The sequence below is a fragment of the Aquimarina spinulae genome, from assembly GCF_943373825.1.
In the GTDB taxonomy this organism is placed as follows: domain Bacteria; phylum Bacteroidota; class Bacteroidia; order Flavobacteriales; family Flavobacteriaceae; genus Aquimarina; species Aquimarina spinulae.
Genome location: NZ_CALSBP010000002.1, coordinates 3,172,808 through 3,189,632 on the forward strand (window position 1 = coordinate 3,172,808; position 16,825 = coordinate 3,189,632).

11 protein-coding genes are annotated in these 16,825 nt (G+C 32.7%); 4 read left to right on the top strand and 7 right to left on the bottom strand.

Annotated elements, in window-relative coordinates:
* Positions 1-9: 9 nt before the first annotated feature.
* The 5 genes from NNH57_RS19435 to NNH57_RS19455 all read right to left on the bottom strand — a co-directional run bounded on the left by NNH57_RS19435 (position 10) and on the right by NNH57_RS19455 (position 3,103).
* Positions 10-468 carry a DUF1801 domain-containing protein gene (locus tag NNH57_RS19435; protein WP_074405497.1) on the bottom strand — a complete coding sequence of 153 codons (459 nt, stop codon included), beginning with the start codon at positions 466-468 and terminating at the stop codon, positions 10-12.
* 14 nt (positions 469-482) lie between these two features.
* Complete coding sequence (locus tag NNH57_RS19440) at positions 483-1,004, bottom strand: DUF4199 domain-containing protein (RefSeq protein WP_074405496.1); 522 nt, start codon at positions 1,002-1,004, stop codon at positions 483-485.
* Positions 1,005-1,105: 101 nt separating this feature from the next.
* Positions 1,106-1,522: a response regulator transcription factor gene (locus NNH57_RS26495; protein WP_106794815.1), complete on the bottom strand. Its 417-nt coding sequence runs from the start codon at positions 1,520-1,522 to the stop codon at positions 1,106-1,108.
* A gap of 25 nt (positions 1,523-1,547) precedes the next feature.
* Positions 1,548-2,168, bottom strand: a complete 621-nt coding sequence (locus tag NNH57_RS19450; RefSeq protein ID WP_132066177.1) for an HD domain-containing protein — start codon at positions 2,166-2,168, stop codon at positions 1,548-1,550.
* Complete coding sequence (locus NNH57_RS19455) at positions 2,162-3,103, bottom strand: 2-hydroxyacid dehydrogenase (protein WP_074405494.1); 942 nt, start codon at positions 3,101-3,103, stop codon at positions 2,162-2,164. Before NNH57_RS19455 ends, NNH57_RS19450 begins: the two co-directional genes overlap by 7 nt.
* A 218-nt stretch (positions 3,104-3,321) precedes the next feature.
* Here NNH57_RS19455 and NNH57_RS19460 point away from each other — a divergent pair, with 218 nt between their 5' ends.
* From NNH57_RS19460 to NNH57_RS19475, 4 genes are all read left to right on the top strand, one after another.
* Entirely contained in the window at positions 3,322-5,631 is a 2,310-nt protein-coding gene (locus tag NNH57_RS19460; protein ID WP_108808004.1) for a beta strand repeat-containing protein, read from the top strand.
* 116 nt (positions 5,632-5,747) lie between these two features.
* A complete protein-coding gene (locus tag NNH57_RS19465; protein ID WP_108808003.1) occupies positions 5,748-7,454 on the top strand; it encodes a tetratricopeptide repeat protein in 1,707 nt (568 codons plus the stop codon).
* A 165-nt stretch (positions 7,455-7,619) separates the two neighbouring features.
* The gene (locus NNH57_RS19470; protein WP_159099231.1) at positions 7,620-13,655 is read left to right on the top strand and encodes an immunoglobulin-like domain-containing protein; all 6,036 of its coding nucleotides are present in this window, start codon (positions 7,620-7,622) and stop codon (positions 13,653-13,655) included.
* A gap of 244 nt (positions 13,656-13,899) precedes the next feature.
* Positions 13,900-14,739, top strand: a complete 840-nt coding sequence (locus tag NNH57_RS19475; RefSeq protein WP_074405490.1) for a GIN domain-containing protein — start codon at positions 13,900-13,902, stop codon at positions 14,737-14,739.
* 238 nt (positions 14,740-14,977) lie between these two features.
* Here the strand turns inward: NNH57_RS19475 and NNH57_RS19480 are convergent, their stop codons facing one another.
* Together NNH57_RS19480 and mgtE are read right to left on the bottom strand one after the other, a co-directional pair.
* Positions 14,978-15,373: an acyl-CoA thioesterase gene (locus NNH57_RS19480; RefSeq protein WP_074405489.1), complete on the bottom strand. Its 396-nt coding sequence runs from the start codon at positions 15,371-15,373 to the stop codon at positions 14,978-14,980.
* Positions 15,374-15,436: 63 nt separating this feature from the next.
* The gene (gene mgtE / locus NNH57_RS19485; RefSeq protein ID WP_074405488.1) at positions 15,437-16,792 is read right to left on the bottom strand and encodes a magnesium transporter; all 1,356 of its coding nucleotides are present in this window, start codon (positions 16,790-16,792) and stop codon (positions 15,437-15,439) included.
* Positions 16,793-16,825: the final 33 nt, after the last annotated feature.

Sequence of the window (16,825 nt, forward strand, 5' to 3'; positions counted from 1 at the left end):
GTTATATTGTTATTTGTTTTTTACTTTAGATTCATACATTGCAATCCATTCTTGCGGAGTCATTTTGCTAGATAATTCTGCGATCAATTTCATCGGAATCTGATCTATTTTTTTGAAACGGATACAACTTTTACCCATATCTAATTTTGTTTTTACATACTTAGGATATTCACCAACAAACCAGTTCATTAATTCGGGATTTGCATAAATACCACTATGATAGACTGCTATAAAATTCTTCTGCGAAGCAATATTCATAAAGGGTAAAGGTAATTTGGGATCACAGTGGTACCCATCTGGATATAAGCTGTGCGGTACAACATATCCTATCATACCATAGCTAATCTCTTCAGAAAATCCTTTGGGAAGATTGTCTTTTATTACTTTTCTAAGCATACTCATGACTTCCTTTCTTTCTTCAGGAATAGCCTCTATATACTCATCAGGTGTTTTGGCTTTGTATTGCATACTATTTTTTATTGTTAATTACCTGGTATTGGTTTACGTTGTAGTATTAGTGCTGAAATTAATGAAATTATAAATCCAATCATAAATACCGTTGCAAACATTAAAAAGAAGCTCATAAACCTGTTAGAAAATAACTCTTTTTGGGCTTCTAACTCGGCCAATTTAATTTTAAGTTCGGCTTCTGGGAGAGAATTTTTCATTTGTTCAACGTAATGCGAATAGTATTCTGTCATAAAATCCGGATTTATATATTTGATATAAATTACATCTAATATCCCAAACGCCAAAGCGGCAATAAGAGTGATAAGTATACCGATCAATAATGCTTTTCCAAAGGAAACAATACCATTATTTTCTTTATCCCGATAATGTTTAATGCCAAGGAACACAAAAAGTAACGATACTATTATACCGGCATATCCAATTACCTCCTGAATAGAATAATCCAGGTTTTTCCCTAAAAACCATCCTGCAAGTGCTAATAGACATATAGAAATGGCACTTCGTAACCCATAACGTATAATTGTATTTTTCATTGATTTATATGTATTTATTGTTAGACCCAAATGTAAATTTAGGCTAGTAAATAGCATTCATACTAAAGTATGAAATTTAGAATATATGAGGTCGAAATACTTTAAAGAGGTATAATTTGTAGCTCTTTTGCAATTTGTATAGCTTGAGTACGTCGTTTTGCATCAAGTTTTACCAGCATATTAGAAACATGAGTTTTTATAGTACTTTCTGAAACAAAGAGTTTTTCGGCTATCTCCTTATTTGATAATCCCATAGCAATCTGGCATAATACTTCATATTCTCGTTTACTTAACCCCAGTTCTTCAATCTTTTGATAATCTATTTCCTGTGCAGGATTTTTCTTTTTGTGTAAGACTCTTTTATTTATAACTATGCCAATTACAAAAAAAATAACAGCAATTATGGCAATTACAGTTTCTATTGATGTATCACCTGCAATAACAGTATATTTACTTAACTGAAAAAGAGCTAGTATTGCTAAGACTAAAGCGGCAAAAGTAAAAATTGTTTTCCTCACTCTATAAATGTAGTAAAACTGAAATTTAATTTGAAAGCAAATCAATTTCTTGTTGAAGGTTTTGTTTTGCATTAGCTTCAAACCTTTTATAGAAGTGTTCAGATTTAAAGATAGCTGGCATATTTATAAAATGATTTAAAACTTTGATTCTTCCTTTGTTATACATAAAATCAGGATAGTATTTATATTCTTTCCTTACGTTTTTGTAATAAGTCTCATAGTTTTTCGAATCACTTCCTAATATAGAGAGATCTGCATCAGTAAAATAGTTGATATCACTACTTTCAGAATTGTTGTGCCCTTTGGTGGCCAATATCATATCATAGCAAAGAGTGATACGATTTTTGTTTATCGATAATGAATTTAGCACTTCTATTGCTTTCTTTGCACTTTGTTCTTCATTATCCTGTTTTAGTATGTTGTAAATATAATCATGATAAAACAAAGCAAATAAAACCATATCCCAATCTTTGATTTCGTTTTTGACTTCAACCAAATTATGATAAAGATGGTCTAGATGTGACAGATTATGGTAGTATCTGGTCTTTTTACTATGTTGTTTAACAATATGACCCCACAAGGACTCAATATATTTTGAATCCTGAGTGTAGTTTGATAATAATTTAGTAAATACTTGTTTTAACAAAACTCTGCTTTAATTTTATCAACGATTGTCTGGGCTAATTTTTCTTTAGACTCTACAGTCCAACCAGCAACATGCGGACTTAAGATCACATTATTCATTTTAAGGAGTTTCTTAAATTCTTTTGGCATGTCATTTTCTGAAGTAAATAAATTTTCAAAAGATGATTTTTCATATTCTAAAACGTCCAAACCTGCTCCTACTATTTTTCCTTCTTCTATACCTTTAACCAAATCTTCGGTAACTACACTTTTTCCGCGAGCTGTGTTGATCAACCAAAACGGTTTTTTAAATCTATTAATAAATGTTGTATCGATCATGCCAATAGTTTTAGAGGTTTCAGGAGTGTGCAGGCTTAAAACGTCGGTTTTTTCAAAAAGCTCATCAAGTTCTACTTGTGTTGCATCGCTGTTTTCTACATCATCTTTAATGTCATAGCAAATAACTTCGACTGCAAAACCACGTAGTTTTTTTGCAAAGGCTCTACCCATATTTCCATACCCGATAATACCCACCGTTTTTCCATCTAGTTCTACACCACGATGCTCTTCGCGAAGCCATTGTCCGTTTCGTACACTATGATCTCCATTATTTAATTTATTAAATAACGATAATATCATTCCTAATGTATGTTCGCCCACAGCATTGCGATTCCCCTCTGGTGCGTTAAATAGTTTGATCCCTAGTTTCTCGGCATGTTGGATATCAATATTTTCTAATCCGGCACCTATTCGACCTATAAATTTTAGGTTTTTTGCCTTGTCTAAAAATATTTTGTCAATTTTAAATCTACTACGAATGATAATCCCACTATAATTATGAATTTTGGATTCGATTTCTTCTTTTGTAGAAGTATAATCTTCATCATTTTGAAAACCAACTACTACAAGTTGACTTAAAAGTAGAGGGTGATTTGTATCGAGGTGAAGTATTTTCATATATTTTGTATAGGTTTTCAAAATTAAGTATTAAACCCGTATTATATACTAAAATTATCTCAAATTGAGAGGTTATAATTACGTAGAGATACGAATATTATTATAAAAATGGGATTCATAAATTTGTCCGCATATCTTTCAGTTGATAGTGAAGAAGATATTTGTCTTTTACTTTTTAGATATACGACAAATTTCCCTTACATAATAAACCTCAGAATATGAAAAAACTATTACCCTTCGCAGTCGTAGCATTTTTAGGATTTTTCAATACCATAATTGCACAGGTTGGAAACCAATCTACAGGATCTGCTATTACTCCAACACAATCAATATCTAATCGTACACCTCTTCCTTATGACGGTACGGTAACGTATACTACTGGCGGTACTATTACCAATGGTGATTGGAATCTTTCTATAGGGCCTGGTGCTGGTGCTTCTTTAACCTCTGCCTACAGTAATGTGTTAATAGGGGGGATGGCCGGGGCATTATTTGAAGATACTGGTGTTAATGATAACATTGTTATTGGAAATTTTGCAGCGGATCAAACGTCAGGTACTTTTGATAATGTATTTATCGGTAATTATGTAGCTAGAAATGCTACAGGTAGTGATAATGTTGTAATTGGTTCTGAGGCAGGTAAAGCAATGACAACCGCAGGAGATAATGTGATTATTGGAGAACAAGCCGGAGAGTTTTTAACAGAAGGAGATGATAATATAATGATAGGTAATTTTGCAGGTAACGAAACCACAACTTCAAGTGATAATATTTTTATAGGAAGTAATGTTGGGATGCGTAATACAACGGGGTATAGCAATACTTTTGTTGGAGGAGACACCGGAGAATCCTTTCTTAATGCCTCTGGAGAAGATAACACTACAGGGTATTTCAATGCTTTTTTTGGCTCTGGTGCTGGCCATGATAATGGTGCGGGTGCCGAAAATACATTTATAGGTACAAAAGCAGGTGCGCGTAATGAACATGCTAATGGAAATACTTTTATAGGATATGAATCGGGTGTAAGAAATAATGTAAGTAATGGTACAGGTAATGCAAACCATAATACATTTGTAGGATGGAAATCGGGAGCTTCAAATGAAGAAGGAGCAAATAATGTAGTAATGGGCTATGATGCAGGTTTTGATAGTGATGGTAGTAATGATAATGTAGTAATAGGGTATTTAGCCAAAATTGATGGTACTACAGATAGGTCTAACAATGTGTTACTTGGTGCAAATGCTTTTACCAACAATAATAATTCGATGGCGATTGGTGCTAATGCCAGAGCAACAGGAGATTATGCTATGGCGATAGGAACTGGAGCTTCTGTAACCCGTGCAAATAGTATGGTTTTTGGTGGGGTTACTATTGCTGATAGGGTAAGTGTTGGGATCGCAACCGCCACACCCAATCAAAATGCATCCCTTGAACTAGCCGATATTGATAAAGGTTTTTTGGTTAATCGAGTGACAACAGCGCAAAGAACAGCTATGGAAACTACCGCGGCAAGTGGAAATCCTTTGGCAGCTACCGAAGCCGGAATGATGGTGTACGATACTGATTTATCTGCATTATTTGTTTGGGATGGGACACAATGGGTAAATTCTACGGTAGACACAGATACCGATACTGACAATCAAACCATTGATGTGTTTCAATTAACAGATAATGATCTAGAGCTATCCTTATTAGACGATGCCGAAGTTACCAAAACAGTAGATTTATCAAAATATTTAGATAATACCGATAGTCAGGAACTTTCAATAGCAACAAATACGCTTAGTCTTTCTGGTGGAACCAATACAATTGATCTTTCTAATTACCTGGATAATACAGATCAACAGGACCTGGATTTATCCGGGAATACTTTGAGTCTAACTAATGATGGAAGTACAGTAGATTTATCAGTATATTTAGATAATACTGATGCACAAACATTAAGTTTTAGTGCAGGAAGCCTAAGTATTACTGGTGGGAATAGTATCGATCTTTCAATATTGCAGGATGGAACTGGAACTGATAGTCAAAGCCTTACTTCAGCTACACTCACAAATAATGAGTTAACGATTGCCATCCAAAACGGAAGTTCGGTTACCGTAGACCTTTCGGCTATATTAACGCCACTTCAGGATGAAAATCAAACACAACAAACCGAAATTGAAAATCAACAATCTCAGATCACCGCACAGCAAACGCAAATAGATGATTTGATCAATCGTATAGAAGCTTTAGAGAATAATACTGTTGGTAGTCTTAATAAAGGAAATCTTCCTATACTGTATCAAAATATTCCAAATCCATTTAACGAGACGTCATCTATCAAATATTATCTGCCAGATGGAATCAACAATGCTTCTGTTATATTTAGTAATTCGATTGGACAGTTGGTCTCTACAGTTGCTATTAAACAAAGCGGAGATGGAGAGTTAAATATCAACAGCGATGGATTAGCTTCTGGTACGTATTTTTATACTTTATATGTTGGAAGTCGAAAAATCGATACTAAAAAAATGGTGATAGAATAAATCTTTTTGTTTCAATATGCTTTCAAAACGCGTTTGTTAATTAAGTAGATTTTTACTTTTTGACTAAAAATGATAATGAATTTATTGTCGTATTTTTGAGAACAACCTGTCTACAAATGAAGTTAAGATCTCTTGTTTTTCAATTGTTCTCTAAAAGCAAAGTTATATTATGTATTGTATTAATACAGAGTATACTGTGTTATACCAAAACCTTTTCTCAGTCAAATAAAGTACAAGAAGATAGTCTTCAGGTCGAAAAATTACATATCAAAGCATTAGAAATAATTAATACTGACCCCATATCGGCAAGGAAATATTTAGAAGATGCATTAGATATATTAGACTCACGGCTTTTACAAAAGGACAAAGAAAATAAAAGCTTTTTATTGAAAAAGTCACTTATTTTGGAGCGTTTAGCCTATTTTTTAAGAAGAGAAAATAAGTATGGTGCAGCATTAGAATATCTTCAAGAGAGCCTGAAATTAAAAGAAATAGCGGGAGAAACCTTTACATTATCATATACGTATTCCCAAATCGCCTGGCTTTGGATATATCAATCAGAATTTGAAAAAACTAAGGTTAATTTGGATTCGGCATATGCATTAAGTAAAAGATATAATAACATAAAAGAAAAAATAAGAACCTTAAGTCGATATGGTACCTTGTTTCTCAATCTAAAAGAGTATGCAAAAGCAGAAGATCATCATCTTAGGGCTGTAGAACTTGCTGATTCTGTTAGTGATAGTGGGGCAATAGCAACGACCAATGCGAACTATGCAGATTTTTTAAGACGTCGAAAAAGGTATAAAGAAAGTATACCTTATCTTGAGAAATCCATGATAATGCACGAAAAAAATGATAATCAAATAGGATTAGAATCGGGGTATTATGCTTTAGGGCTCACCTATAGAAACTTGAAAAAACCATATGAGGCTATAAAAGCATACAAGCGGTCTATTGAAATGTCTGAAAAGCAAAAAAATGAAGCAATTATACATATGCGCTACTTGGGACTTAGTAAAAGCTATGAAGATGTTCGGGATTATAAAAATGCATTTTTATCCTATAAACAGTTTAATGTTTTTCAAGAAAAAGGTAAAAATGAGATAAACTATCGAAAGATGGCTGATCTGGAATCCAGGTATAAGTATCAGCAACAACTCGCTTTAGATAGTCTTAAATTTGCACAAGAAAAACGAGAAGTAACTTTATTAGCTGAAACCGAAGCTTCAAAGAAATGGTTGTATATGGTGTTGTTTCTTATAACTGCCATAGGTGCTATAATAATAGGGGTATTGGTTCGTAGAAATTATCAAAATCGAGCTAGAATATTAAATGAAAAGCTTGAAAAAGAAAAGGCTCAAAAGGCATTGCTAGATGCCAAAGTGAAAGCCAGTGAGGAAGAGACCAAGCGATTAATTGCAGATAATAGTATGCGCCTGGAATTCAAACAAGAATTACTGGATCGATTAAAAAATGAAATAGCCCCAGAAGCTTCTGAAAAAAATCAAAAAGCTATTAACATCATGACTTCAGAGTTACAAGTTCAGATCACAACAGAAAGTAAATTATCGGGATTGCAATCTAAAATTGATGAGGTAAACCAGAGATTTGATACCAAACTCATAAAATTATATCCATCTCTAACCAAAACTGAGCGTGATATGTGTGCATTACTTCGATTAAATTTGTCTATCAAAGAAATTATGACTGTTCGTAATGCTTCAATAGATTCAGTAAAATCTACAAGGTATCGTATTCGTAAAAAAATGGGGCTTTCTTCGGGAGAAGAATTAGAGAAATTTATTCAGAATATTGTCTAGATAATTTTCTACGTACCCCTACGTATATTTGCTTAAAAACCAGAGATTGCCACTTTTTGCCACCGTTAAAATTATCTTAAAACCAGCGAATTATAGTATCATTGCACAAGAATAATGAATGCTCATAGTCTGAACAATCTATGGCAACTTTTTAAAGCCCCTTGTATGATTAAAAAACTACTCCTTGTTTTTTTAGTATGCCTTAATGGTTTCCTGTATGGTCAAGAAACCAACGTGCCTGATGATAATTTTGAGAGCTATCTAGAGACTCACGATGCAAATGGTAATACCGTTTTTGTTGGAGATGCTTCAAGTATGGGTAATGGAATTGCTGGTGATAATCAAGTAACGACTTCAAGAATTGTTACGGTTACTTCTTTAGATATCTCTTCTAAAATGATTTCAGATATTACAGGGATTGAGGACTTTACGGCTTTAGAAATACTAAACTTTTCTACTAATGGTGTTGGTAATTTCGACCTTTCCAACAATATCAATTTAAAAGAACTGTATTGTGCATCTAATGGAATGAGTGGTATAAATGTTACTGCCAATATAAATTTAGAAGTGCTGGATGCTTCAGGCAATTTTTATACTGCAGTAGATGTAAGTAGTAATATCAAGTTGAAAACCTTAAACCTAGCGAGTTCTGGAGCAACTTCTTTAAACCTTGGAAACATCAGTACTTTAGAGGAAATAGATGTGTCGAATAATAATTTAACGAACTTAGATATAAGTAATTTGTCTAGTTTAACAGATTTAAATTGTGATACTAATTACAATTTGAGAATTACAGATTTTAGTGCATCAACCGATTTAGTACACCTAAATTGTAATAACACCGATTTAAGAAGTTTAGATGTATCCAGTAATACATTATTAGAAACTCTAAAGATTGATTTTGTATCTGGTTTTGACATAGATCTTTCTAATAATATAGTACTAACTAGTTTATCAGCTCAAAGTAGCGATTTAACCAGCCTAAATATAAAAAATGGAAACAATTCCAATATTACTTCATTTGATGTGAGATTCAATCAATTTAGTTGTATTCAGGTAGATGATCCTACGGCTAGTTATTTAAGCACTTGGCAAAAGGATAGTACAACGACTTTTAATCTAGATTGTAGTGTAACTAGCGTACCGGATATTAATTTTGAGTACTATTTAGAAAATCATGATGCCAATGGAAATGTAGTGGCAGTGGGTAACCCTTCTAGTTTAGGAAATGGTAAAGTAGATGATGGCTATGTGCTTACTTCAAGAATTGCAACAGTTACATCGTTAAATATTTCTTTTTTCTCTGTTGGGGATTTAACTGGGATTGAAGATTTTACAGCGTTAGAAATATTTAATTGTTCTAATAACGATTTCAATGACTTAGATCTTTCTAATCAACCAAACCTAAAAGAGTTGTATTGTCATAACGTATTTGTTTCAATTATAGACGTTTCGGCTAATCTTAACTTAGAAAAGTTAATTGTAAATGATGCAAATTGTATAACCTTAACGATAGGAGAAAACACTGTAATTACAGAACTTAATGCAAGTAATAATAAACTAACGGTACTTGATATTACAGATTTTACTACGCTAGAAATATTAGATTTTTCTAAGAATTATAATTTAGACATTACAGATTTTAGTGCTTTAACCAATTTAGAGATTTTAAATTGTAGTGATACAGGTTTAAGAAGTATCGATTTATCAGCTAATACATTGCTAGAAGTATTAACAATGAATAATATGTCTGGTTTTGATGTAGATCTTTCTAGTAATGCAGCTTTAACAAGTTTTTCAGCTAGGGAGAGTGATTTAAGCAGCATAAATATCCAAAATGGAAATAATGCTAACATCACTAACTTTGATGCTAGATTAAATGATATAACCCTAAACTGTATTCAAGTTGATGACCCAATTGCTAGTTATTTAAGTAGTTGGGATAAAGATGCTACTACAGTTTTTAGTCTCGATTGTAGCGAAACCAATGTGCCCGATGATAATTTTGAAAATTACCTCGAAACCCATGATGCCACCGGAAATACAGTTCTCCTAGGCGATGCTAATAGCATGGGGAACGGAATTGCTAACGATAATACGATATATACTTCAAGAATTGCTAACATTACCTCTTTGAATATTACTGATCTGGGTATTGCCGACTTAACTGGTATTGAAGATTTTGTGGCTTTACAAGATTTAAATTGTTACAATAATGGGCTCTCAAGTATCGATGTTTCAGAAAATCTCGCATTACTAACATTAAATATAAGTAGAAATAGCCTTACAGATCTTGATGTATCTAAAAACACGCTTTTAACAGAATTGCATGTAGCGCGAAATAGTCTTACAAGCCTAGATGTTTCTCAGAATATTGTTTTAATAACATTAGGTTGTAGTCAAAATCAGCTTAATGGATTGGATGTTACTAAAAACACGGTATTAAAAAACTTATATTGTTATACGAACCCTTTAGGCAGTTTAGATGTCACACAAAATACTGTTTTAGAAAGCTTAGATTGTGTAGAAAGCCAACTCACAAGCCTGGATGTTTCTCAAAATCCAGAACTACAATATTTACAAGTTTATGACAATCTACTAACAAGTTTAGATGTAAGCAACAATGTAAAATTAATCGAACTCTATGTAGAATATAATCAAATTGCAAGTTTAGATGTATCAAAAAACACGGTCTTAGAAGACCTATCTTGTTTTTCAAATCAGTTAACCTATCTAAATATTAGAAATGGAAATAATACAAATTTAGACCATCGAGATTTTGATATCACCAATAATCCAGGACTTACCTGTGTTGCTGTAGATGACCCAGCCTATGCTACTACCACTTTTACGAAAAAAGATGTACAAACTAGTTTCAGTACTTTTTGTAATACGACCTATGTGCCCGATGATAATTTTGAAACTTACCTGGAAACACATAATTCAATAGGAGGAGTAGTAACACTTGGAGACCCAACCAGTATGGGTAATGGGATTGCGAATGATGATTATGTAGGTACAGAGAAAATTCTAAACATAAAGAACCTAAATATCTCTAATCAAGGGATTACAGATCTTACAGGATTAGAAGCATTTATTGGTTTAGAAGAACTAAGAGCTTTCGGAAATACAGTTTCCAACCTAGATTTAACCGCTAATATAAATTTAATTGTAGCTGCTTGTTCAAATATGGGACTTACCAGTATTAATGTTTCAGGATTAACCGCTCTTAATACACTGGAACTAAATACGAATCAACTTTCAAGTATAGATGTTAGTTCTAATGTATCATTAGAAAACTTACGTATAATCAATAACCAACTTTCTTCTATTGATGTAAGTGCAAACAAGGGCTTACGAGATTTACGTATTCAAGGTAATAATTTGATATCACTAGATATCAGTGCTAATACTGTACTAAGATATTTAAGTTGTGTAGATAATGACTTAACTAATCTAGATGTTCAAAATAATGTGTTATTAGAAAACCTTAGTTGTGGAAAAAATCAATTTACCACTATCGATGTTGGTATGCTTACCAATCTAATTGATTTGTTTATTGAAGATACCCCCACACTTACTTCTTTAGACGTATCTAGCAATGTAAATCTTGAGGATATTGGAGTGGATAATAACACCTCATTAACTTCTTTAAACCTAAGTAATAACACAAAACTTATCGAGGTTTATATTAATAATACTTCGATAACTGCATTAGATTTTAGCAACAGCCCAGATCTGTATTATGTAGAATGTCAGAACAACGCATTAACTTCTTTAAATTTTAAGAACGGAAATACAGTTGATATTGATGATGTGTATAGTACAGGAAATCCAAACTTAAGCTGTATAACGGTAGATGATCCTACTGCTAGCTATTTAGCTAGTTGGAATAAAGACGCCACTGCAAACTTTGCAGAGTATTGTCGCCTTACCTATGTTCCTAATGATAATTTTGAAGCGCTATTAGAGGCCAGAGGATTTGGTAACGGTATTGCGAATGATGATTATGTCTATACAGCATTAATTGAAAATGAAACCACATTAATCATTCAAGATAATGATATTACAGACCTTACCGGGATTGAAGATTTCGAATCGTTAGAAATATTTCTTTGTCGTAGATCAAATGTCGAAACTGTTGATATAAGTAATAACACGAAGTTAACACATGTAAACTTAGTAGATAATTCATTAACAGCACTTGATGTAAGTACTAATGTATTGTTACAAGAAGTGTATATCAATGGTAATTCTGCGTTAGGAACTGTAGATATTTCTACACTGGTAGAATTAACCACCTTCAATGTTTCAGATACAGGGATTAATACCATTGATGTATCTAACAACCCTTTAATAAGAGTACTTGTACTAAATGATAATGAGTTTACTACATTAGATGTATCATCGTATCCAAATTTAGTTCAGGTATTAATTGCAAATAACAAATTAACTTCTTTAAATGTTGCTAATGGAAATAATACCAATTTTACCTGGTTTGATGCTTCTGGAAATCCAGATTTAACCTGTATTCAAGTAGATGATGTAAACGGAAATTTTAATCTCTGGACTAAAGATGCTACAGCCAATTATGCACATTATTGTGAGTTAACCAATGTACCCGATGATAATTTCGAAAACTATCTAGAAACCCATGATGCCAACGGTAATGCAGTTACTATTGGAGACGCTTTAAGTATGGGTAATGGAATAGCTAATGACAACCAGGTAGCAACCTCAAAAATAGAAACAGTCACTACATTAAATATTGAACATCAAGATATCGCTGACCTTACAGGAATAGAAGCTTTTGTGTCTTTAGAATCTTTTAATTGTGATTATAATGATTTAACTACATTAAATTTAAGTAGTAATGTTAATTTGAAAGTTCTTAATGCAGCAGAAAATGATTTTACATTATTAGATTTTACAGGCTATCTAGCTTTAGAAGAAATAAACTTACGCTCTAATTTTATAACTAATTTATTACTTGATAATAATCCAAATTTAAAAAAGCTTAATGCTGGTAAAAATGCGTTAACAACATTAGATGTAACATCATGTATACAACTCGAAGAGCTTGCTGTTCACCAGAATTTATTAGAATCTTTAGATGTTAGAAATGGAAATAATAACTTAATCACTAATTTCTTTGTTCTATACAATCCTAACTTAACCTGTATTGAAGTTGATAATCCTACCGCTACGTATTTAAGCAGTTGGAAAAAAGATGATATTGCTAGTTTTAGTGAAGATTGTGTTCCACCCGTAATTACCTTACTAGGAGACAATCCTCAAGTAATAGAATTAGGATCAGGGTACACCGAGTTAGGAGCTACAGTTGATGATGGAGTAACTAATTTGGTAATTGATATTTCTGATTTTGTAGATGCAGTTGGCATATACACCATTCGATACAATGCCACAGATAATGCCGGTAATATAGCAGAAGAAGTAATCAGAACTGTCGAAGTGGTTGATAATTGCCCATTAAACAATGTATCAGCCAATAATTTTACGATTACAACTACCAGTGAAACATGTGCTGATAAAAATAATGGTACCATTGCTATTAGCGTAGAAACAGTACTGGATTATAGAACTACAATTAATGGAGTAGAGTATAGTTTTACTTCTACATTAGCAGTAGATAACCTGCCACCAGGTATTTATCCTGTATGTATTGCCATAGAAGGATTTGCTAGTTGTGAGCAATGTTTTGAAATGGTTATTGAAGAAGCAGAGAGCTTAACAGGAAAAACAGAGCTACTTGTAGAAGCAGGAACTGCAAAAGTAAATGTTGAAGTAACCACAGGCACTGCACCCTATATTGCAAAAGTCAATAACAAAATAGTAGGAGAGTATACAACGAAGAATTTCACTCTAGACGTACAACATGGAGATGAGTTAGAAGTGTCTTCAAACGTAGATTGTGAAGGCAAACTATCTACCAAAGTTAGCTTGTTTGATCAGGTAAGTATTGCACCCAACCCAACGAAGGGAGATATTACGCTTACTCTTCCCGACACCCAATTACAAACCATAAATGTGTCGATGTATAATGCATTAGGGGCTCAGGTTTCTTCTGGAGTGTATAGCATTACTTCGAGACAAGTAACATTACCTATGGAGCAATTACCACAAGGTATTTACTTTGTATCAATTGATCATGGAGCTACGTTTAAAATTGTGAAACAATAAAGAGAAAACCTTCATTTTTATCATTTCAATTTAACTGATTCTAAACTTATTCACAAGGCTCAATGTGCCCCTAAAGAATAAAGAAATAAGAAGTGAAAAGTATGATGATATGTATGGCCATAGTAAGATACTGCTTAAAGAATATTTGGTAGTAAAATAAAGCTTCAGATTTTTTTAAAGGATTCAAATGTGACTTTTTAAAAAAACGGTGTCCTAATTATAAAGACACTTAAACACATAATAAATGGACCTTAGAATAAAAAAATCAATACTTATAGTTGCTTTGTTATCCCTTAGTATATCCATTTTTGCACAAAAAAAGCCAAAGATTAAAGGAAACAGGATTATAAAAGAACTTACCAAAGATATTCCTGAAACATTTAATACTATCGAAATTGATGACGAATTAGAAATAATTTTAAATCAAAACGATCAAAATGGATATTACCTAAAAACTGATGAAAACCTAATTGATATCGTTCAGTTTAAAGTAACAGATAGTGTATTAAAAATATATACGACCAATAGAATTGTGAGAAGTAGAAAACTAGAAATTAGTTTAAATGTAAAAGAGATAGAGCATATTATACTTAAAAATGATGCTAAAATAAAAAGTGATAAAAAATTATTTTCTGAAAAATTATTTATCACTGGCTATGATTCTAGTTATTTGGATTTGGATGTAAAAGCAGATGATGTTAGAGTTACGTTATATGACAAAGTGAAGGGGAAAATTAAAATCAAATCAAAAAATGTAGCAATTACTATGAATGGCAAAACAGATTTTAAAGCATATGTCATTACAGATAAAATAAAAGTTGCCATGACCAAAGCTGCCGAATTAAATATGGATGGAGATACAGATTATGCTTCTTTTGATGTTAAAGATTCATCGAAACTTAAGGCAAAAAAAATGAAAACTTCTTCTACAGACCTAAATACTTATAATTCTGCAGATGTATATGTATATGCTAAAAGAAATTTAGAGCTTTATGCACAAGGAAAAAGTATAGTGTATGTATATGGTAATCCCGAATTAGATGTTAAAACCCTTACTGATCGGACTAAAATCATAAAAAAGTAATTAACACTACATTAAATTATTTTTTATTACCAACTATAACTTGACTTGGCGTGGGAGGGTGTTTGATTTATCAGACATCCTCTTTTGCTTATAACCTGAGCTCGATGTAAGTGCAATTTTCTATCGAAAATCACTCTGACTGATGTAAATTTTGTTACATCGAACTCACGCCCTATTTCTGCTGTATTATTGTTGTTTTTCTTTTCAAGAAGCAATACACAATGTATCTCTTTATTATTTAAAGAAACAGAGAAGTGATTTCATCTGGGATCCTTGCCGGCCTTAGTGTTTCTTTGTGTAAAAAACACCAACTTGTCTTAGCAGAAACTAATACCTTTTGAGTGATTGTATTTATAATTTTAGTATGACGCTCACTCCTAACACCTCTGTAATTATCGATCCAGGTTTGTAGCGTGACTTCATCATTTTCAAAAGCAGGGCTATGATATTCTATATAATGATTAAGAACTACCCAAACATAAGTATTCCTAATATCTTCATTGGTTCTGGATTCCCAATGCTTTTTAGCAACATCTTGTACCCATTGTAGATATACTACATTATTTACATGATCCATCTCATCTATTGCTGATTTTGGAACCGTAAAATGCAATTCAAAAATTTCGGATTTCATGAACAGGAGAGTTGAGTAGATTAAAAATACAACTATTTTAAAATTTGAAAGAAGATTTGTGATCTAAAATCCTAAAATAAGTTTTGCTATATAAAAGAATAAGAAGATCCCAAAAATATCATTACTTGTTGTGATAAAGGGACCTGTAGCAATTGCAGGATCAATACCTCTTTTATCCAGAATAATAGGAACAAAAGTACCGATAAGCGCTGCTACGATAATAACACTCATAAGTGCTGCTGCTATTGTTAAACTAAACGAGAGTTCATACTTCATAATAAAACCAAAAACAATAATAAGTAGTGCTAATGCAGAACCATTAATTAAACTAAGGCTCACTTCTTTTAATAATCGACTTAATAAACTTCCTTTTACTACATTATTTGCCAACCCTTGTACTATAATTGCAGAGGATTGAACACCAACATTTCCTGCCATGGCAGCAATTAGTGGTGTATAAAAAAATAAATCTCTAATTCTTGGATTGGTCATTACACCTTCAAAGCCCTGCATGATGAATACACTTCCTAATCCTCCAAAAAGGCCTAAAATCAACCAGGGTAATCGTGCTCTGGTAAGTTCCCATACATTATCATCTGCTTCTACATCTTGAGAAATACCCGCAGCTAATTGATAATCTTTCTCAGCCTCATCCTTAATAAAATCTACAATATCATCTATAGTCACTCGACCAACCAATACATTTTCTTTGTCTACTACAGGGATTGCTTCAAGATCATATTTTTGCATAATACGAGCTACTTCTTCTCCTTCGGTATCTACATCTACAGAATCTACTTTAGGGATATATACTTCGCTAATATGAGTTTTTGCAGAGGCAGTAAGTAAATCCTTAAGAGATAGTCTGCCTTTTAACTTTTCATCTTTATCTACAACGTAAATAGAATGTACCCGAGTAACATTTTCTGCCTGTCGCCGCATTTCTCTTACACAACCAGCTACGGTCCAGGTCTCTTTTACCATTACAAGCTCTTTTGCCATTAGTCCACCTGCAGTATCTTCATCATAGGTGAGAAGCTCTTTAATATCTTCTGCACGTTTTTCATCCTCTATCTCTGCAATTACTTTTTCTGCACGATCATCAGGAAGCTCGGCAACAATATCAGCAGCATCATCAGTATCCATTTCTTCTAACTCTTCTGCAATTTCTTTTGCAGAAAGATTCTCCAGAATACGTTCACGAAAATCTTCTTCGAGCTCCATAAGAGCTTCAGATGTTTTTTCGCTATCTAATAATTTAATAAGGTAGGTAGCTTCAGATAAGCCAAGTTCACTAATGATTTCTGCAACATCTGCAAAATGAATTTCACTAAGCATTTCGCGCAGACGAGTATCACCTTCTTCACGGATAAGGCGTCGTACCTGTTCGATTAACTCATTAGAAACTTCAAATTGCATATACTCAGTATTTAGTGATCCCCTTCACAAACG